Raw genomic sequence first — 20,187 nt, 5'->3', positions numbered from 1 at the left:
TTCTCCTTATTTCACTACTGGCTGTTGATGGGCTGCCGCTTCAATAACGTCTACACCAACTGCCTGTGCGATTTTTTGATCAAACTCAGGTCGGAAATATTTAATCGCACTCATCAGTGGTTCCATCGCACCTGGCGCATGGGCACAGAAAGTTTTACCAATCCATAAGTCACGCGTTAAACCCTCTAGTTTTTCCACATCGCCCACTTGCCCCTCACCATCATTGATAGCGGTAAGTAATTTCACACCCCATGGCAGGCCATCACGACATGGCGTACACCAACCGCATGATTCGCGCTGAAAGAAAATCTCAAGGTTACGCAATAATGGCACCATATCTTGTGCTTCATCGACCACCATAATCAGTCCAGTACCCATGCGGCTACCTGCTTCTTGAATGGTGTCAAAATCTACTACCACATCCAAGTGGTCAGCAGTTAAAAAGTCAGTCGATGCCCCACCGGGTAACCATGCTTTTAGCTTTTTGCCCTCGAGCATACCGCCAGCCAAATCTTCGATAATCTCACGAGCGGTGTACCCAAATGGTAACTCCCATAAACCTGGATCATTGACCAAACCTGAGCAGCCAAATATTTTTGTACCAGGAGTCTCGCTTTTGCCTTTGGTCTTGGATAATGACTGATACCACTCGACGCCATGGTTCAAGATGGCTGGCATATTACTTAAAGTCTCGACGTTATTGACCACCGTTGGCCTACCCCACGCGCCAGAGATTTGCGGAAATGGTGGTTTGGTACGTGGATTGGCTCGGCGACCTTCTAGGCAGTTGATCAAGGCCGTTTCTTCACCGCAGATATAGCGGCCAGCACCCGTATGCACATGTAAATTAAAGCTAAAATCTGAGCCTAAGATATTGTCGCCCATTAGGTTATTGGCCAAACACTCTTCGATAGCTGTGACCAAACGCTCAGCGGCCAAGATATACTCACCACGGATAAAGATATAACCATCGGTCGCGCCGATCGCATGGGCGGTGATGAGCATACCTTCGATCAACTGAAACGGTAGGCACTCCATCAACAGACGATCTTTAAAGGTACCCGGCTCCATCTCATCAGCATTGCAGATAAGATAACGCGGCAAACCGTCTGGCGGTGACATAAATGACCACTTTAGGCCAGCATTAAAACCTGCACCGCCACGGCCCCTCACATTGGCCGCTTTAATCATATTTTCAACATCTTTAGGCGCTTTATTTAAAGCTTGTTTTAGACCAGTAAAGCCTTCTAAAGACTGATAAGTAGCCAAATCTAATACAGAGTCATAATGAGCTAGGCGCCATGTTAGCGGCTTGGTTTGGCTATTGGCTGTGGCCTTGTCACCATAGATTGGCACATGCTGATCATTAAGCTGGCTTGGTGCTTGACCTTGGCGACGGCGAGCGATTTGCTCTGACAGTGTTAATCTCATGCGTATAGCTCCAATAACTGTGCGACCTCGGAGGGCTGAATAGGACCATAAGTGTCTTCATCAATCAGTACAGCTGGTCCTTTATCGCAATTACCCAAACAGCAAATTGGCAACAGAGTAAAACGGCCATCAGGTGTCGTCTGACCATATTCGATACCTAGCTGCAATCTAAGCTCAGCTGATAGCGCTTCGTAGCCCGTTAAGTAGCAAGCAACGGAATCACAAATCAAGATGACGTGACGACCAACAGGCTGACGGTAAATACGGTTGAAGAAAGTGGCAACCCCGTCCATATCTGTCACCGGTATATCTAAAATGTTGGCAATCGCGTTTACTTGTGCGTCATCTACCCAGCCGTTGCGTTTTTGTACGATCTTTAATGCGTCTAGTGAGGCTGCGCGAGCATGTGGATAATGGTGCATAAACTCATGTATCGCTGCAATCTCCTCAGTAGTGAGAATGCTTGTCACATCTACTTTTGGCATTTTATCGGAAACAATTTTCATAATCTTCTATCTTTCCTCAATCATCACGCTTTATCACACTACAAGGATGTCTTATTGCGACTTTTACTATATTAAAATACTACCGCGTTTGACGTGTTCTTTAGCAATAATGCATTGATTAAATTGTCTTTTTTAATATTTAGCGATCGCAATCCGCCATCACAATGTCAATCGATGCCAAATACATAATGGCATCTGACACCAAGGAGCCATTAATTACTGAGGGCATTTGCTGCAAATGTGCAAATGTCGGCGTACGGATACGGGTTCGGTAACTCATCGTGGCTTTGTCGGAGGTTATGTAATAACTGTTTAGACCTTTGGTCGCCTCCACTATCGTTGTACACTCACCCGCTGGCATCACAGGGCCCCAAGATACAGATATAAAGTGGTTAATCAGCGTCTCGATATCATTCAACGTACGATCTTTTGGTGGTGGTACGGCCAGTGGATGGTCAGCTTTATAAGGTCCTTGCGGCATATGATCCATACACTGACGAATAATACGTAACGACTGACGCATCTCTTCGACTTTGATCATACAACGGTCATAAGCATCGCCGTTGTAACCAATAGGCACTTCAAAATCAAAGTTTTCATAACCCATGTAAGGACGCGCTTTACGTAGATCAAAGTCTACACCTGTCGCACGGAGACCAGCTCCAGTAACGCCCCAAGCCAATGCTTGCTTGGCATTATACTGCGCAACGCCTTGGGTTCTTCCTTTTAGCACACTGTTTTGTAGGGCCGCTTTGACATATTCATCCAGACGCTTTGGCATCCAATCTAAAAACTCACGAACCAGACGTTGCCAGCCACGCGGTAGATCGGCAGCAGTGCCACCGATACGGAACCACGCTGGATGCATACGATAACCAGTCACCGCTTCGATAACGTCATATGCTTTTTGGCGATCGGTGAACATGTAAAATACAGGAGTCATACCGCCTGCATCCTGAATAAAAGTACCGACAAACAATAGGTTATTAGTAATGCGAAAAAACTCACTCATCATCACGCGAATGGTCTGCGCCCGATCTGGCACAGTAATACCCGCAAGCTTTTCGACCGACATGATGTACGGTAGCTCATTCATCACCCCGCCAAGATAATCAATACGGTCGGTATAAGGGATAAATGAATGCCATGTTTGACGCTCTGCCATCTTTTCAGCACCGCGGTGGTGATAACCGATATCAGGTATACAATCGACTACCTCTTCACCGTCAAGCTGCAATACAAGTCTGAACGCACCATGAGCAGAAGGGTGATTGGGACCGATATTTAGGAACATAAAGTCTTCATCACGCCCTGAGCGCTTCATGCCCCATTCCTCTGGCACAAAACGCAGGTTTTCTTGTTCATAGCGCTGTTTGGCAGTGTTTAAAAAGTACGGTGTAAATTCGGTTGCACGTGCATGATACTCTTTGCGTAGTGGATGTCCTTCCCAGTATTTAGGCAACAAGATACGGGTTAGATGCGGATGACCACTAAAAACGATGCCAAACATATCCCATACTTCGCGCTCATACCAGTTGGCATTTGGCCAGATATTAGTAGCGCTCGGTAAGTTTAAGTCCTCTTCGCTCAGGGCAACCTTGATACGTATATCACTATTACGTTCAAGCGACATTAGATGATAAAACACGGTAAAGTCACTATCAGGTAAACCAGCGCGGTGCTGACGTAGACGCTCATCTATCGCTGATAAGTCAAATAACATGACATAAGGCTTTGGCAATTTACGTAAGAATAAAAGCACATCGAGCAAATCGGCACGCGCAACCCAAACCGTTGGAATATCATCAACAGTCTGCTGTACCACGAACTTACCTGCATAATTGTGCCCCAGCTCTCTAATAACTGCGGGTACAGGCTTTATCTTAGAATCTTTGTTTTCGACTACCGTGACCATGAATGATACATTCCTTCATTAATCATAACCAAACTATGATGAGCGTATGCGCACTTCGCACTTTTAGGGGTTATTTACTACTAGCCAAACCAATACATCCAGTAAAAGCTGGCTAAATATAAGCAGTATTAAATGCTATCTGGACTACGCAAGTTTTTTACAGCGATACGATCTGCTTGTTTACGGTCGCGTTCAGGGGTCATTTGTGGCTGATAAATACCTTGATCATTGACATGAACCCCTAGCGGACGCCGCTCGTTAGTAATGGACTCTTGGAGTAGCATAAGACCCTGAATCAATGCCTCTGGACGCGGTGGGCAACCTGGAACATAGACGTCGACAGGGATGATTTTATCTACACCTTGTACCACTGAGTAAATATCATACATACCGCCAGAGTTGGCACACGCCCCCATCGAGATGACCCATTTTGGTTCAAGCATCTGCTCATAGAGACGCTGGATAACGGGTGCCATCTTAATAAAACAGGTGCCTGCGACAATCATTACATCTGCTTGACGGGGCGAAGCACGAATAACCTCTGCACCGAAGCGTGATAAGTCATGAACCGCAGTAAGGGTCGTTGCATATTCGACATAACAGCAAGAAGTACCAAAGTTAAATGGCCATAGTGAGTGCTTACGCCCCCAATTTGCTGTTGAATGAACAAGGTCTTCTAGACGACCCATAAAGACATTTTTGTTTACTTCATCTTCGATGGGGTCATTGACCGTTTGGCGAGACTGTGCAGGATAGGTATCTGCATCAGGGTTGGCTTTTGTTAATGTGTATTTCATAACATACAACCTTTATATTAAGCGAAGTGTGGCAATCAACTGACCAGCACTATCGCTATAATTTTTTATGATTAATAAGCAACTATTAATACAAACATACTGTCATTATATAGCGTTGTTACTACCAATCCGCAACGACTCTTTACCAGCTATTCCAAGCAAAAACTGCTATAGACAAAACGATCAACGATCAACGTTCTCTTGCTTGGCAGACGCCGAAAAATCCACAGAAGTAATATTACCTGTGGTATTGATATGATCTATACTTTGTAAGTGACGACGGTTGGTTTCGATGTTGTTTGAAACATTGACCTGTCCTGAAGACTGGGCAGGTATCTTACCAGTAGGATCTAACATTAGCTCATGGGTGCCATTGAACTTGGTAATATCAGCCAAATTAAATCCCGCTGGTGCAGCATAAAGACGTTCTTTTTTACGGCGTCTATCAGCAGGTGCCCAATTCATAGCACCCAAGCTTAATTCATATATCAAGCCAATGATTAAAATACCAATAAATATAGCCGCTGCTGCAAACCCAAGCCAACTAGCCTCACGAACTGAGACCGCATATGCATACAAATACAGTGCTTCTAAATCAAAGATGACAAAAAAGATGGCCACCAAATAGAATTTGGCAGACAAACGAATACGGGCGTTGCCAGATCCGACAACACCCGCTTCAAATACTTCTTCTTTTTGTAAACCCTGAGAGCGACCGCCAAGTAAACGCGGAACAGCCAGCATAAAAACGACTAGCCCTATAGCGGCTAGAATAAAGGCGACTGCTGACCAATTAAAAGCAGACATGATAATACGTGCTCCTCACCCAATCTCGTGTCGTAAGTAACGTAAGCCATTGTTCCATAAAGAATAACAGCATAGCATTACCTGACGCAGACGAAAACACAAAGGCTGTGCTGGTAACGACCAATTATCAAGATTATTGACGACGGTATAAGACGATACCAACCGTAAATCTATCTAAGTACTAAAAATATTAAAGCAATCCACTGCTCTTTGACACTAAAATCCAAAACAGAGAGACTGGCAATCTTCAGCTATCCTATCAGTCAAAAACTGTAGCATATCTAGATAAAGGCTGGTCATCAAATCCATCTAATAAAGACGCAAGATAAATTTATTAAATCAATATCATATTTAGACATTTAATTGATTTAATAACTCATTACGCGTAATCAACAATGGTATGACAACTGGCATAAACTGTTTGCTCACTATACGCATATCACCCATCAAAAGCCAGTTTTTAACTGTATTATGTAGTCATTTTATATGCTACAAAATATGTATTTCATAAAACCAAATGTGCTACCCACCCCTAAAGTTACAACAAGACAGATTGTTTGGTTGACAGTCTAACATTTGAGATAAATATATTAGACAGTGTAGTCAATTACCAAAAATCACAACAGGTATATCTAGCGATAATAGCACTATACAACAAAATATTTGACATGCGTGGCAAGACTGCGAGTATTGTAAACCAAATACACTCAATTGCAACCTGCCCGCGGCGTTACTTTAAATAAACATTGCTTGCACGGTATTGCTCTAAGATTTCTAGTCAATAAAAAAGAGGTAGATCCAAATAATGGACTACCCCTTTATCAATAACTAAGTTATGAATCAATTAACACTATTATATTTATTTTATCAGCCGATTATTGATTGATAACAGCCGATTATTGATTGATAACATCTACGCCTTTTGGCGGCGTAAATTTAAACTGGCCACTACTAATACTCGGATTGAGTTTAATACCATTAAACTTAATCGATGTAGTTTGTCCGAGTGTATCATTCAGCACCATCATGACTGGCTTACCGCCACTAAAGCTTACCGATAGATTTTTAAAGCTAGCATCACCTGTTTTAGGATATAACACGTAGTAATTTTTGTTTTCGTACGGTTGAGTAACTTTAAAGTTTTTATCAATTTTACTTGGGTCGCCTGATAATAACAATGCTGGGGTGTTGCCTACTTGACTGTCTACGCCTTGTTTGGTTGCTTGCTCCAAATCTTTATCATAAATCCACATTGAGTTGCCATTTGCAACAATCAACTGCTCTGATGGCGACTTGGTTTCCCAGCGAAAGTTATTGGGACGCTGAACGCTCATTGAACCTTTAAAGGTGCCATTGGTTGCGCCTTTAGTCGTCTGAGTAAAGTCGGCCGTCATGCTCTTAGTGTTGGTTAATAGCTTGTTTAAGCGTTTGGCTGCGACCAAATTATCAGCAGGTGCCGCTGTCGCTGACTGTGTCAATGCTATCATCGGTGCTGCCACACCAAGCGTAGTCATTAAGACACCAGCCAACGCGCCGCTCATCATTTTTTTGTTTTACTTTAGTAGATAAAGTCATGGTTTTTCCTCTCGTGATAAAAATAAAATATTAATTAACGTAAAAGTCAGATCATCGTGTTTTTGTTGTGTTCTTCTATAGCACCAGATAAGATCATGGGCAGTATGAGTTATTGCGATAAATATATAAGTATCATAACTATATATTTATCTTATGTTGATCTAACTACTCAGTTGCCAGCTTCTTGTTTGTTAAATTTTAAGTTTAGTATTGCTCTAACTCTCAACAAAATAACGCTAATAACTAATGAGCACAGTGTGCCAGTTTTTTTATTACGCGCCTAGTCTTCAATTGCAATCAATACTACGCCTGCCATACACGCTTGTAACGCTAGCAGTTACACTTTTTTATTCTTATATCGCTCTATTCTAATAATCAATAGTAAAAGTGAACATAAAAAAGCCCCTATCACCAATTGGTAATAGGGACTTAAATATGTAGCAAGCTACGTTATTTATATAAAATAAAGCAGCTTAAGCTTAAAGGTAACGATTACTCGCTTTCAACCGTTACATAACGACGGTTAAATTTACCTTTAGTCGCAAACTTTACCACACCGTCATTTAGTGCAAATAAAGTATGGTCACGACCCATACCAACGCCTTCGCCTGCGTGGAACTCTGTACCACGTTGACGTACGATGATGTTACCAGCAGTAATAGCTTGGCCACCAAAGATTTTTACGCCTAGCATTTTTGGGTTTGAATCACGACCGTTACGGCTCGAACCGGCAGCTTTTTTATGTGCCATGAGAAAATCTCCTTGTTAATATGACTTATCGCTAATGCGATAACTCTTAAGCATTTAGTGCGCTATTTTAGCAATAATCGCTAAATGGGTAATTAGGCATTAATGGCTTTGATTTTTAACAAGGTGTACCATTGGCGGTGACCTTGCTCTTTGTGATAGTGCTTACGACGGTTGTGCTTGATGATACGGATTTTTTCACCGCGACCATGCTCAACTACTTCAACTTCTACGTTAGCGCCGTCTACAACAGGCTGACCGATTTTGACGTCATCGCCATCAACAACCATCAACACGTCTTCTAATTTGATTGTTTCGCCTTTTTCTGCTTTTAGTAGTTCAACTTTTAAAAGCTCATCGACGACAACGCGGTGCTGTTTACCGCCAGTTTTGATTACTGCGTACATTATATGACTCCGTTTAACCCGTGTGCCGTGGCTGATATCATATCAACGCTTCAATAACGAACACGACAGGGAAAAATAAAGGCAAGATTTTACGTCTTTTTGCTTATAAAAGCAAGCCACGCAGCCTATCTTTTTGACGTTCATAATGCTTACTTGGTAACTTAAATACCGTTTTACTAAACCTTCATTAAACCTGTAACTAAGCCCATTATTTGCCAGATGAACCATAAAGCATGTTTGGTTGTCATATTAGCGGCAAACTAATACCTAAGTGTCGTCATTATAACTCATACAATCAGTAACTTACAATGTAGTATACACCGCTGCTTTACTTTACTTACCGATTTGATAATGTAGCTATGCTACTATAAGCACATCGGTAGTGTTGTAAGAAACGACTATCAAACGATTCTTTCTATTTTCTAATAATATGATTATTTACTATGACGACCACTTTATCGAACGCCTCTATTCCATCTGTACCTGCGCCAAGCTACGCTGATATCCAAAGTATCGTAACTGATGACTTCGAAATTATGGACAAGCAGGTGTTTGGCAGTCTTAATTCAAAAGTACAACTTGTAATGAGTGTATCCCAGCATGTCATTAATGCTGGCGGCAAACGTATGCGTCCACTAATTACGTTGTTATGTGCGCGTATGCTAAACGACGAGCCATCACAGCAGGCGATGCATTTGGCAGCCATTACTGAGATGCTACATACGGCAACTTTGGTACATGACGACGTTATTGATGAGTCAGGACAGCGCCGAGGCAAACCGACAGCCAATGCCACATGGGACAATGCAACAGCAGTTTTGGTTGGAGATTATCTCATTGCCCGTGCCTTTAATTTGCTAGTAAGCTTTCAAAGTTTACCGCTGTTACAGCTATTTTCAGATGGAACTTGTGATATTGCTGAAGGCGAAGTCTTACAGTTGCAGCATCAGCATAACCCTGCCGCCACTGAAGCCGACTATCTTAATATTATTGATGGTAAAACCTCACGACTATTTATGATGGCAACTCAAGGTGCAGCTATATTACAAGAGCAAACGCAATATCTATCTGCATTAGCGGACTTCGGTCAACACTTTGGTAATGCCTTTCAGATTATCGATGATGTCCTTGATTATAGTGGTGATAGTGAGGTGATGGGTAAAAACCTAGGTGATGATCTGGCAGAAGGCAAACCAACTTTGCCCACGATTAAAGCGCTTGAATTACTCAAAGACAGTGATAAAGAAAGTTATGAGCAGCTGCGTATTGCCGTACAGACAGGTAAAACGCCAAATGCAGAACAGCTAATAGAGTTGGTTCGTAACTCAGGCGCGTTAGACTACTGTACAAAACGTGCGCTAGAAGAAACCAAGCTGGCGCAACAGGCGCTTGAGAGCTTGCCTGACAACCGCTACCGCCATGGTCTGTATCAATTGACTGAGCTTGCCAGCGCGCGCTTGCTATAGTGACTAAGTGATTGAGCATTTATTTCCGCGGTCACAATTATGGCTTGCCAACGCCGATTTTTTGTAGACAAAGACGATTTAGGAAGCAAAAAACACCTTAATGACTATAGGGTTTTGGATCTTTAACAAAAGTTAACATTTATTTTTGCTGATTGATAGGCAGGTAGTGCTGCGCAGTTATCTGACATAACGCTGATAACACGGATAGTTAGCACTTATATCGCTGCCAATATTGCTGATTTTTGTGACAATCCGCGATATTAGTCACTTGACTGTGGGGTTACCCCTATAGTTTATAATTATTTATTCATTTTATACATCCATGTTGCCGCTTACTCATAGGTCTCCTACCCCTAAGCGGCGACTAAAACACAAAGCGTCTTACCGCGGTACCTCATTGATATAACGCTATCAGATGTCCTAGTAGCGAGGTTTTGAAGATGGTATAGGTGCTTTGAATCAATACTAACTTTTATATTCAATACGCTTAGGTTTATTGATAAACTTTTTATACTGCCATTATTCTTTATACATATTGCCGAGGACATTGATGAAGCACTCTACTCTAGCGCTTGTAATAGCATCTGTACTATCTGGAGCTGTACTGGTTGGCTGTGACAAAAACGAGGACTCAGCAGATGCCGCCGCACAGCAGCAGATGCCGCCAGCCGTCGTCAACGTCCAGACTGTCACTTTTGATACCGTACCCCAAGTACAGACTTTTTCTGGACGTACCGCAGCTTATCAAACTGCCGATGTCCGTCCACAGGTAAATGGCGTCATTGACGAAGTACTGTTCCGCGAAGGCGGTAACGTCAAAAAAGGCCAGCCGCTTTATCGTATCAACACTGATAACTACGCTTCTTCTGTTACCAGCGGGCAAGCAGCGGTGCAGCAAGCACAAGCCAATTATCAGACATCACTGGCCAATAACGCCAACGCCAAAGCTGAACTGGCAAGCCGTCAGGCATCACTTGCTCAAGCTCAAAACGACTTACAGCGTCTGCAAGGTCTGGTCGATATAGATGCCATCTCTAAACAGCAATACGAACAAGCACAAACGCAAGTGCGTACCGCACAAGCTGCAGTACAAAGCGCAGCAGCAGCGGTTGGACAGACACAGGCAGGTATTGAAAGCGCAAAAGCTGGCATTCAGACTGCAAAAGCAGGTCTAGAAGCCAGCACTTTAGATCTTAATCGCACCATTGTACGTGCACCGCTTACTGGTCGTACTGATCGCTCTAGCGTCACCGCTGGTACACTGGTCAGTGCAGGCCAACCAGATCCACTGGTAACCATCTCACGCCTAGATCCTATCTATGTCGACATCAGTCAGTCATCTTCTGAGCTATTAAAGCTACGTCAACAGATAGCTGCAGGCAAAGCACAGCCAGGGATGAACTCGGTTGAGTTGGTATTAGAGGATGGGTCAGTCTATCCGGTACGTGGCAAGCTTGCGCTGTCTGAAGCCAAAGTCGATGAATCGACAGGTGCGGTTACTTTGCGAGCTATCTTCCCAAATAGCAATAATATCTTACTACCAGGTATGTACGTGACAGCACGTCTAACGCAGAGCGTTATCACCAATGCGACACTAGTACCGCAAAGCGCGGTCATGCGTACGCCTAAGGGTGATACCCAAGTTTATATCGTTGATAAAGATAAAAAAATCCAAGTACGTCCAGTCACTATCAATGGCACTTATGATGGACAATGGGTTGTCACTGATGGTTTGGAAGCGGGTGATAAAGTGGTGGTGATTGGCGGTGCGAAGGTTAAACCTGAGCAAGAAGTGGTGGTCAAACCATTAGAGAATGCCAATCCAGCCCCATCTACCCAAGGGACTGCTAACGCCCAAACCCCACAGCAGGCAGCCAAAACGATGGACGAGAAACCATCAGATAACGATACTTCTGATGATTCAACTAAAGAAGAATCATCAGAAGCCGCTGCTAACTAATTCCATTCAAAGATAGGAAGACTTAGGGATATACTATGTCACGTTTTTTTATTAATCGCCCTATTTTTGCATGGGTGCTGGCTATTTTGGTCATGCTCATCGGGGTGATGTCGGTTATCAATCTACCGATTGAACAGTATCCACGTATTGCACCACCGACTATTTCGGTGAGTGCAAGCTATCCTGGTGCGAACGCACAAACCGTTGAAGATTCAGTCGTACAGATCATTGAACAACGTATGAAAGGGCTTGACGGTCTGATGTATATGTCGTCATCAAGCTCCTCAAATGGTGGTGCCTCTGTCACGCTAACGTTTGAGAACGGTACAGACCCTGATACCGCTCAGGTACAGGTACAGAACAAACTACAAGCAGCTATGAGCTCATTGCCTGAATCGGTACAGCGTCAGGGTGTCAACGTCAATAAATCCTCTAGCAGCTTTTTGATGGTGCAAGGTTTTATTTCTGAAGATGGGGGTATGGATCGTGCGGATATCGCCGACTATATCAACTCAAACGTCGTTGACCAACTAAGCCGTGTCGAAGGGGTTGGTGAGGTTCAGGTGTTTGGTTCTGCTTATGCTATGCGTATTTGGCTAGACCCTGCTCGCTTACGTAGCTACAACATGGTGCCGTCTGATGTAGTCAGTGCAGTACGAGCGCAAAACGCGCAAGTCTCTGCAGGTCAATTAGGTCAAGCACCTGCTGACACTGACCAACAGGTTATCAACGCTACTGTCACAGTACAGAGCTATCTGCAAACCCCTGAAGAATTTAAAAATATCTTGTTAAAAACCGATACTACTGGCGCGCAAGTGCGTCTTGGCGATGTCGCAGATGTCGAGATTGGTAGTGAAGACTATAGCGTTATCTCCTTGTATAATGGTCAAGAAGCTGCCGGTCTCGGTATCTCATTAGCTGGTGGTGCTAACGCCCTTGAGACGCGAGAAGCTGTCGGTGCACGTATGGCTGAGCTGGAAGCCAACTTCCCTGCAGGCCTAACTTCAGTGGTACCTTATGACACCACGCCGTTTGTCCGTTTGTCTATCGAGCAAGTCGTACATACGCTTATCGAAGCGATCGTATTAGTATTTATCGTCATGTTCATTTTCTTACAGAACTGGCGTGCAACTATTATCCCTACCCTCGCCGTACCTGTCGTCCTACTTGGTACGTTTGCAGTGTTGTATGTCGCAGGCTTTAGTATTAACGTGCTGACCATGTTTGCGATGGTGCTATCCATCGGTCTTTTGGTCGATGATGCGATCGTCGTGGTAGAAAACGTTGAGCGTATCTTAGAAGAAGATCCTGATATTTCTATCAAAGATGCTACCGTTCAATCCATGGGTGAAATCAGTAAGATCGTTATTGGTATTGCAATTATCTTGTCAGCAGTATTCGTTCCCATGGCTTTCTTTGGCGGCTCAACAGGGGTGATTTATCGACAGTTCTCGATTACCTTGATTACTGCTATGGTATTGTCTGCACTGGTTGCACTTATCTTTACTCCTGCACTATGTGTGACGCTACTAAAACGTGGTAAAAGCCATGAGAAGGGCAACACTGAAGAGAAAAAAGGCTTCTTTGGTTGGTTTAACCGTGGTTTCTTTAAGCTTAGCCGCAAATATGAAAACTCTGTTGGTAAGAGCTTCCGTTTTAAGTGGTTGTACCTGATTGGTTATGCCGCCATCATCGGTATCATGGCTGTTGTCTTCTTACGCATTCCAGGCTCATTCTTACCAGAAGAAGACCAAGGTATTATGTTTACCTTGGTTCAGCTACCAGCTGGTTCGACGCTGGATGAAACGCAAGATGTGCTTGATAAAGTCAGTGACTATTATGATACCCAAGAAGGCGACAATATCGCCTCTGTCTTTACCATCGCGGGCTTTAGCTTTGCAGGACAAGGACAGAATATGGGTCTGGCCTTTGTGCGCTTATCAGACTGGGAAAACCGTTCTGGAGAAGAAAATACCGCACAAGCAGTTGCTGATCGTGCGATGGGTTACTTCTTTACCCAGTTAAATGAAGCACAGGTATTTGCGATCGTACCACCAGCGATTACCGAACTTGGTAATGCCAGTGGTTTTGATTTGATGATTCAAGATACTGGTAACCTTGGACATGAGGGCTTACTTGAAGCGCGAAACATGTTGCTCGGTATGGCAGCACAGAACGATCAAGTCGCAGGCGTGCGTCCTAACGGTCAAGAAGATGCACCGCAGCTAAAAGTAAATATCAATCAAGAACAAGCAGCTGCCTATGGTTTATCAATGGGTAGTATCAACAGCGTTATCTCTACTGCTTGGGGCTCAAGCTACATCAATGACTTCGTCGACCGTGGTCGTATCAAGCGCGTCTTTGTCCAAGGCGAGCCTAGCAGCCGTACCAACCCTGATGATATCGGTAAATGGTATGTACGTAATGAGACAGGTGATATGATCTCGTTCGATGCCTTTTCTAGCAGCGAATGGCAATCCGGCTCACCGCGTCTGACGCGTTACAACAGCTTGCCATCTATGAACATCCAAGGTAGCGCAGCTCCAGGCCTTAGTACTGGTGAAGCGATGAGCTCGATGGAAGCTATGATGGAAAATCTACCTGATGGCGTCGGTTACGAGTGGACAGGTATGTCACTTGAAGAGCAAAAATCAGGTGCCCAAGCGCCAATGCTATATGCGCTGTCCATCTTAGTGGTATTCTTATGTCTGGCAGCCTTGTATGAAAGCTGGTCTATCCCTTTTTCTGTGCTGCTTGTCATCCCACTTGGGGTATTAGGAGCGGTGATATTTACGTGGCTACGCGGCTTTAGCAACGATATTTACTTGCAGGTCGGTCTATTGACAGTGGTTGGTCTGTCTGCCAAAAACGCTATCTTGATTATTGAGTTTGCCAAAGAACACCAAGAGGAAGGCTATAGTTTAAAAGAAGCCGTTATGACAGCAGCAAGACAACGACTGCGTCCGATTATCATGACCTCGCTTGCCTTCGGGTTAGGGGTTGTGCCATTATTCATCGCCACAGGTCCTGGTTCTGGTAGTCAAAACGCCATTGGTACTAGTGTGGTCGGCGGGGTTGTCACCGCAACATTCTTAGGTATCTTCTTTATCCCTATGTTCTATATTTGGGTGCGTAGTTTGTTCCCGCACAAGTATAAGAATAATGGGCCAAACGATGGAGACGATGGTAGCAGTAGCACCCCTGATTCACAAAAACCGACTCCTTCTGAGGAATATCAGCCTGCAAGTCTTGGAGATAATACACAATGAGTGCCCAAAAAACCTTTACCTTAAGATCAGCAGCGTTAGTAAACTTTGCACAACCGCTGCTGTCACAAACGCGCAAAAATAGCGCTCGTCTCTTAAGCCTAACTGCCTTAGCAGTCAGTATGGCAGCTTGTAATACCATTCCAAAAGCTGATACAAGCCCTGTACTTGCTGAGCCTAACATTCCTGTCGGGCAAAGCTATGGCGCCTTTGATCGTGAAACGGTTAGTAGTACTGAGCAGCCAAGCCTTGCCAGTCAACGCTGGCAAGACTTTTATAGTGATGAGCGTTTAAAAGGACTCATTGCGTTAGGTCTTAACAACAATAAAGACTTTGAAAGTGCACGTTTGGCTATCGAAAAAGCACGCGCACAGTACCGTATTACTGATATCAATGACTTACCGACGATTAATGGTCAAGCGGGTTATTCACGTTCCCGTCAGGGTAGTGAGTTTGGCACTCAGACCAATGACAATTACAACGTCGATTTGGGCTTAGCCAGTTATGAGCTTGATTTTTGGGGAAGAATTGACAGCCTAAAAGATCAAGCCTTACAGAACTTCTTAGCGACTGCTGCGGCCAAAGATGTTACCCAGATTAGCCTAATAAGCAATATCGCTCAAAGCTATGCCAATCTAAGTTACAGTCTGGCTCAATTAAAATTGGCAGAGGCGACGGTAGAGAGTCGTGAGAGATCTTTATTTATTGCTGATAAACGTTTTGAAGCAGGCATTGATCCCAAGCTGCCTTCACTGCAATCTTCTGCAGCACTAGAAAATGCCAAGCTTGCTGTATTACGGGCGCAAAGCAGTATCTTGAATTCGCGTAACGCACTGCAGTTTTTAGTTGGCACCCCTATTCCAAGCGAGCTTATTCCAGCACCTGCGGTCAGTAACATTACCAATCATGAAATATTTAGCGCAGGTCTGCCAAGCGAATTGCTACGTTATCGTCCAGATGTCCTACAGGCTGAATATAATCTAAAAGCTGCTGGTGCTAATATAGCGGTAGCACGTGCAGCATATTTTCCAACGATTAGTCTTGCTAGTAGCGTTGGGGTGCGTAGTGACGGTTTGAGTGACCTGTTCGATAATAGTGCTTTTGGTTGGTCTTTTGGGCCCAATATTAGCGTGCCTATCTTTGATGCAGGGCGCTTAGATGCCAACTATGATGTAGCCAAAATCGAGCGTGAGCAGACCTTGGCAAACTACGAAAAATCTATCCAAACAGCTTTTCGTGAAGTGTCTGATGTGCTTGCCACACGTGCCACTTTAGGCGAGCAACTGGCAGCGCAATATCGTTTGCAAGATAATTTTGAACAAACCTATCAGATAGCGGATGCACGCTTCAAAGCAGGTATTTCAAACTACCTAGATGTGCTTGATGCACAGCGTTCACTGTTCTCAACCCAACAAGGTATCTTGGATCTAGAGCTACAAAAGATCGTTAGCCAAATTGAGCTATACCAAGCGCTTGGTGGCGGTGCTAACCTAGACATACCGACGGCTATTCCTGTGCCGCAATATACTAACTTGGCTCAAGTCGCTAACTTACCGGCCAACAGTGCAAAAGCAAAAGCGGCTTACGCTGTCAACGCTGCCGGATCAGCACGCGTGGCATCTCCACAAGAAGCGCTAGAAATTAAACAAGCTAAGACGCCAGCGACCTCTACCTTTAAGCCTACTGCTATTGTCGATGTCGATAACGATGGTGAAAAAGAGACAGCTGTTGGTATCGTGACTCAAGAGACACCTACCGAGCAGGCACCAGTAACGCAAATTATTAAGCCTTAAACAATTACGAGGTATCAAGCGCATAGCTACTCTATAATTAGCCCTACCGTCTTGGTAGGGCTTTTTGCTTTCATAGACTGCTTTTGGTTATAGTAGTCTCATTATATTGAATACTCTTTTACACAGACCAACTTATAAATGATTGCATGCTTTTATAAAACTGACATTGATAAAGTCATGTTGAGTGAAGGAAGATCTGTTGCAATCATAATTACTGAAAATATAATAAGGAACGATTATGTCTTATACCTTTAACCGTCAATACCCTGAAACTCGTCTGCGTCGCCTACGTTATAACGATAATGTACGGTCTATGATTCGTGAAGTAGAGCTACATCCCAAGCACTTTATCGCACCAGTATTTGTATTAGAAGGCAAAAACCAGCGTGAAACGATTGCGAGCATGCCGGGGGTTGAGCGCTTATCAGTCGACCTACTTATCAACTATGCCAAAGAATTGCTAAGCGAGGGCGTCACGACTGTTGACATCTTCCCTGTCATTGATAACTCATTAAAAACGCCTGATGGCAAAGCGGCATACGACGAAGACGGTCTTACTGCGCGTGCAGTTAAAGCCCTTAAAGACGCCGTACCCGAAATGGTCGTCATGACGGATGTGGCGCTCGACCCTTATACGTCACATGGTCAAGACGGCCTGCTCGATGACAGCGGTTATGTCATCAACGATGCAACTATCGAAGTGTTGGTCAAGCAAGCGCTCGTCCACGCTCGTGCTGGCGCTGATATTATTTCTCCAAGCGATATGATGGATGGACGTATCAAAGCCATGCGTGATGCCTTTGAGTCAGAGGGTTTTGTGAATACGGCTATCATGGCCTACTCTGCCAAATACGCTTCTGCTTATTATGGGCCATTCCGTGATGCAGTCGGTAGTGCAGGTAACTTAAAAGGTGGCCACAAAAAACAATACCAAATGGATTTTGGTAACCGCGCAGAAGCGCTGCATGAAGTTGCCATGGATATCAATGAAGGCGCCGACATGGTGATGATTAAGCCCGGTCAGCCCTACCTTGATCTGATTCGTGAAGTCAAAAACACCTTTGGTGTACCGACCTTTGCCTATCAAGTCTCTGGCGAATATGCTATGCATATGGCGGCCATTCAAAACGGCTGGCTCAGTGACGCGGTTATTCTAGAGTCGCTGATTGGTTTCCGCCGAGCCGGGGCCGATGGGATTTTGACTTATTTTGCATTGGAAGCAGCCCGTCAGCTAAATAATGCGTAATCTACTTATAATTTTTAAAGTTTTTTCGCGTCTACAGCTTTATGTCTGCTGGCGCGATTTTATTTCTATAATCTTCATTTTTTTTATAAGCTCAATATGACTATAATCTAAAGATATAAGGCTTTAGCTTCTTAACTATCTTCTGCCCAAAAGTAGCATTTTTACTTTATAATAACCCACCTAATTTTGATGGCGTGTTGACGCTATCCTCTACATTTTATTACAGTTATTGTGCTCGATGTTTCATCACTTTTGCGATGACCTATCAGCGCCTACCCTCTTTTTTGCTTTTGCCCTACAGGTTACGTTATGAGTCAACTCAATCCTAGACAACAAGAAGCCATGCTCTATGTATCAGGACCGCTACTGGTATTGGCAGGCGCAGGCTCAGGCAAGACCTCGGTAATCACGCGTAAAATTGCCTACCTTATCGAAGAGTGCAACATGCCAGCTGAGCGTATCACGGCAGTGACCTTTACCAATAAAGCTGCTCGCGAGATGAAAGCGCGGGTCGGTAAGCTCTTGCCTAGCGAAAAAACGCGTGGATTAACCGTCTCGACCTTTCACCAATTTGGCTTGCAGTTTTTGCGTTACGAGCTGATTCATACACCTTTAAAAGGCAACTTCTCTATCATGGACAGTGACGACAGTAAACGTCTGCTGATGGAGCTGATGATGCGTGACAATTTAAGCGGTGCTGAGAGTCGTGAACTGGTCGGAAAAGCGATCAAAATGATTTCTGATTGGAAGAACGATCTGATCGAGCCTGATAAGGCGATGGAAACCTTAGATGATCCAGAGGATATGATCTTTGCTACCTTATATGCGCTATACGAGCGTAATTTGCGTGCTTATAATGCGGTAGATTTTGACGACTTGATTGTATTACCGACCAAGATACTGCGTGAAAATAGAGAGCTGCGTGATAAATGGCAAAATCGTATTCGTTATCTACTCGTTGATGAGTATCAAGATACCAATACCGCACAGTATGAGATGATTAAATATCTGGTTGGACCACAAGGACGCTTTACCGTGGTCGGCGATGACGACCAATCTATCTACGCATGGCGCGGTGCCAAACCTGAAAACATGGCGCTGCTAAAAGAGGACTTTCCTAAGCTCAAAATCGTCATGCTTGAGCAAAACTATCGTTCAACCACGCGTATCTTGACTTCTGCCAACGCCGTCATTACCAACAACGAGCATTTGTTTGAAAAAAAGCTATGGTCAGATAAAGGTCATGGTGAGAAGATTCGTATTATTAACTGCCGAAATGATGACGATGAGTCCGAGCGCGTGGCAAAAGAGATTGTCACCCACAAATTACGCTTTGGTAATGAGTGGGAGCAATATGCTGTCCTTTATCGCAGTAACTTTCAGGCGCGAATGTTAGAAGCACAACTGCGTCAGCTGCAAGTGCCATATAAATTGTCTGGCGGTCAATCTTTCTTTGCACGTAGTGAAATCAAAGACATCATGGGTTATTTGCGCCTTATATTAAACCCTGAAGACGACAGTGCGTTTTTGCGTATTATCAACACGCCCAAACGCGGCATGGGTCCTGCCACGCTTGAGAAGCTCGGTTTATTTTCGCAAGAGCATAGCATCTCCCTACTCGCTTCTTGCACCCATGCAGGTCTTAGCCATGTGCTACCGTCTAAAGCTTATAGCACGATAAAGGAGTTTGGTGAATTTATCGAGCACTATACTCGTGAACTGGATCAACATCCTGACCCTGTACCAATCGTGCGCCAAATGATTGATGAGACCGGCTATATTGACTTTGTCCGTAGCGATGCCAAAACCCCGCAACAAGAAAAGAATCGTATCGACAATATTGATATGCTGTATACCAGTATTCAATCATTGATCAACCGCGCTGAAGAAGATGAAGATCGAACGATTGATACCATTATTCGCAAATTAGTACTACTCGATATGCTCGAGCAGCAGCAAGAAGAAGAAAATACCAACAAGGTTAATTTAATGACCTTACATGCAGCGAAGGGCTTGGAGTTTGATTTTGTCTATATCATGGGACTAGAAGAAGAGATGCTGCCGCACCGCAACTCTATATTGAGCGAGACGATAGAAGAAGAGCGACGCCTGATGTATGTAGGCATCACCCGTGCGCGCCGTGAGCTGACATTGACACTTGCAACCCAGCGCCGCGCTGGTGGGCAGATGCGCGTCACTTCAGAATCACGATTTTTAGATGAGCTACCAGAAGATCATATCGACTGGCCAGCGAAGGCGAAAAAGAAAAAA

Annotated in this window: 14 protein-coding genes; 6 read left to right on the top strand and 8 right to left on the bottom strand. The window is 44.2% G+C overall.

All coding sequences use genetic code 11. The annotated features are described in order from the left end of the window. Nucleotides 1–6 precede the first annotated feature (6 nt). From nuoF to rplU, 8 genes are all read right to left on the bottom strand, one after another. Nucleotides 7–1,431 carry an NADH-quinone oxidoreductase subunit NuoF gene (gene nuoF / locus PENNN9_RS03455; protein WP_058368349.1) on the bottom strand — a complete coding sequence of 475 codons (1,425 nt, stop codon included), beginning with the start codon at nucleotides 1,429–1,431 and terminating at the stop codon, nucleotides 7–9. Further along, nucleotides 1,428–1,937: an NADH-quinone oxidoreductase subunit NuoE gene (gene nuoE, locus PENNN9_RS03450; RefSeq protein WP_058368348.1), complete on the bottom strand. Its 510-nt coding sequence runs from the start codon at nucleotides 1,935–1,937 to the stop codon at nucleotides 1,428–1,430. Before nuoE ends, nuoF begins: the two co-directional genes overlap by 4 nt. A gap of 139 nt (nucleotides 1,938–2,076) precedes the next feature. Next, nucleotides 2,077–3,852, bottom strand: coding sequence for an NADH-quinone oxidoreductase subunit C/D (gene nuoC, locus PENNN9_RS03445; protein WP_058368347.1), 1,776 nt, complete (start codon nucleotides 3,850–3,852; stop codon nucleotides 2,077–2,079). 128 nt (nucleotides 3,853–3,980) lie between these two features. Next, nucleotides 3,981–4,649 carry a NuoB/complex I 20 kDa subunit family protein gene (locus PENNN9_RS03440; RefSeq protein WP_058368346.1) on the bottom strand — a complete coding sequence of 223 codons (669 nt, stop codon included), beginning with the start codon at nucleotides 4,647–4,649 and terminating at the stop codon, nucleotides 3,981–3,983. Nucleotides 4,650–4,832: 183 nt separating this feature from the next. After that, on the bottom strand, nucleotides 4,833–5,456 hold the full coding sequence (gene ndhC / locus PENNN9_RS03435) for an NADH-quinone oxidoreductase subunit A (protein ID WP_058368345.1): 624 nt from the start codon (nucleotides 5,454–5,456) through the stop codon (nucleotides 4,833–4,835). Nucleotides 5,457–6,352: 896 nt separating this feature from the next. Next, nucleotides 6,353–7,000 (bottom strand): outer membrane lipoprotein chaperone LolA, encoded by a 648-nt coding sequence (gene lolA / locus PENNN9_RS03430; protein WP_058368344.1) that lies wholly within the window; start codon nucleotides 6,998–7,000, stop codon nucleotides 6,353–6,355. 523 nt (nucleotides 7,001–7,523) lie between these two features. Further along, the gene (gene rpmA / locus PENNN9_RS03425; RefSeq protein WP_058368343.1) at nucleotides 7,524–7,781 is read right to left on the bottom strand and encodes a 50S ribosomal protein L27; all 258 of its coding nucleotides are present in this window, start codon (nucleotides 7,779–7,781) and stop codon (nucleotides 7,524–7,526) included. A 92-nt stretch (nucleotides 7,782–7,873) separates the two neighbouring features. Continuing rightward, the gene (gene rplU / locus PENNN9_RS03420) at nucleotides 7,874–8,185 is read right to left on the bottom strand and encodes a 50S ribosomal protein L21 (protein ID WP_058368342.1); all 312 of its coding nucleotides are present in this window, start codon (nucleotides 8,183–8,185) and stop codon (nucleotides 7,874–7,876) included. Nucleotides 8,186–8,628: 443 nt separating this feature from the next. Between rplU and PENNN9_RS03415 the strand changes: the two genes are divergently transcribed. The 6 genes from PENNN9_RS03415 to PENNN9_RS03390 all read left to right on the top strand — a co-directional run. Further along, a complete protein-coding gene (locus PENNN9_RS03415; protein ID WP_058368341.1) occupies nucleotides 8,629–9,651 on the top strand; it encodes a polyprenyl synthetase family protein in 1,023 nt (340 codons plus the stop codon). A 550-nt stretch (nucleotides 9,652–10,201) separates the two neighbouring features. Then, nucleotides 10,202–11,611, top strand: coding sequence for an efflux RND transporter periplasmic adaptor subunit (locus tag PENNN9_RS03410; RefSeq protein WP_058368340.1), 1,410 nt, complete (start codon nucleotides 10,202–10,204; stop codon nucleotides 11,609–11,611). A gap of 35 nt (nucleotides 11,612–11,646) precedes the next feature. After that, a complete protein-coding gene (locus PENNN9_RS03405) occupies nucleotides 11,647–14,880 on the top strand; it encodes an efflux RND transporter permease subunit (protein ID WP_058368339.1) in 3,234 nt (1,077 codons plus the stop codon). Beyond that, nucleotides 14,877–16,670, top strand: coding sequence for an efflux transporter outer membrane subunit (locus tag PENNN9_RS03400; protein ID WP_058368338.1), 1,794 nt, complete (start codon nucleotides 14,877–14,879; stop codon nucleotides 16,668–16,670). Before PENNN9_RS03405 ends, PENNN9_RS03400 begins: the two co-directional genes overlap by 4 nt. A 238-nt stretch (nucleotides 16,671–16,908) precedes the next feature. Further along, nucleotides 16,909–17,916 (top strand): porphobilinogen synthase, encoded by a 1,008-nt coding sequence (gene hemB, locus PENNN9_RS03395; protein WP_058368337.1) that lies wholly within the window; start codon nucleotides 16,909–16,911, stop codon nucleotides 17,914–17,916. A gap of 309 nt (nucleotides 17,917–18,225) precedes the next feature. Further along, on the top strand, nucleotides 18,226–20,187 hold a 1,962-nt coding region (locus tag PENNN9_RS03390), incomplete at its 3' end, for a UvrD-helicase domain-containing protein (protein ID WP_058368336.1).

It is taken from the genome of Psychrobacter sp. ENNN9_III (assembly GCF_001462175.1).
In the GTDB taxonomy this organism is placed as follows: Bacteria; Pseudomonadota; Gammaproteobacteria; order Pseudomonadales; family Moraxellaceae; genus Psychrobacter.
The sequence above is the reverse complement of the archived record's forward strand: the minus strand, read 5'-3'. Positions and strand labels throughout refer to the sequence as shown.

Excerpts from the sequence above, each read along its gene's own strand:
- rplU (WP_058368342.1), bottom strand. The coding sequence starts at position 8,185 with ATGTACGCAGTAATCAAAACTGGCGGTAAACAGCACCGCGTTGTCGTC.
- rpmA (WP_058368343.1), bottom strand. The coding sequence starts at position 7,781 with ATGGCACATAAAAAAGCTGCCGGTTCGAGCCGTAACGGTCGTGATTCA.
- nuoE (WP_058368348.1), bottom strand. The coding sequence starts at position 1,937 with ATGAAAATTGTTTCCGATAAAATGCCAAAAGTAGATGTGACAAGCATT.
- PENNN9_RS03405 (WP_058368339.1), top strand. The coding sequence starts at position 11,647 with ATGTCACGTTTTTTTATTAATCGCCCTATTTTTGCATGGGTGCTGGCT.
- PENNN9_RS03440 (WP_058368346.1), bottom strand. The coding sequence starts at position 4,649 with ATGAAATACACATTAACAAAAGCCAACCCTGATGCAGATACCTATCCT.
- PENNN9_RS03410 (WP_058368340.1), top strand. The coding sequence starts at position 10,202 with ATGAAGCACTCTACTCTAGCGCTTGTAATAGCATCTGTACTATCTGGA.
- ndhC (WP_058368345.1), bottom strand. The coding sequence starts at position 5,456 with ATGTCTGCTTTTAATTGGTCAGCAGTCGCCTTTATTCTAGCCGCTATA.
- lolA (WP_058368344.1), bottom strand. The coding sequence starts at position 7,000 with ATGATGAGCGGCGCGTTGGCTGGTGTCTTAATGACTACGCTTGGTGTG.
- hemB (WP_058368337.1), top strand. The coding sequence starts at position 16,909 with ATGTCTTATACCTTTAACCGTCAATACCCTGAAACTCGTCTGCGTCGC.
- nuoF (WP_058368349.1), bottom strand. The coding sequence starts at position 1,431 with ATGAGATTAACACTGTCAGAGCAAATCGCTCGCCGTCGCCAAGGTCAA.
- nuoC (WP_058368347.1), bottom strand. The coding sequence starts at position 3,852 with ATGGTCACGGTAGTCGAAAACAAAGATTCTAAGATAAAGCCTGTACCC.
- PENNN9_RS03415 (WP_058368341.1), top strand. The coding sequence starts at position 8,629 with ATGACGACCACTTTATCGAACGCCTCTATTCCATCTGTACCTGCGCCA.
- PENNN9_RS03400 (WP_058368338.1), top strand. The coding sequence starts at position 14,877 with ATGAGTGCCCAAAAAACCTTTACCTTAAGATCAGCAGCGTTAGTAAAC.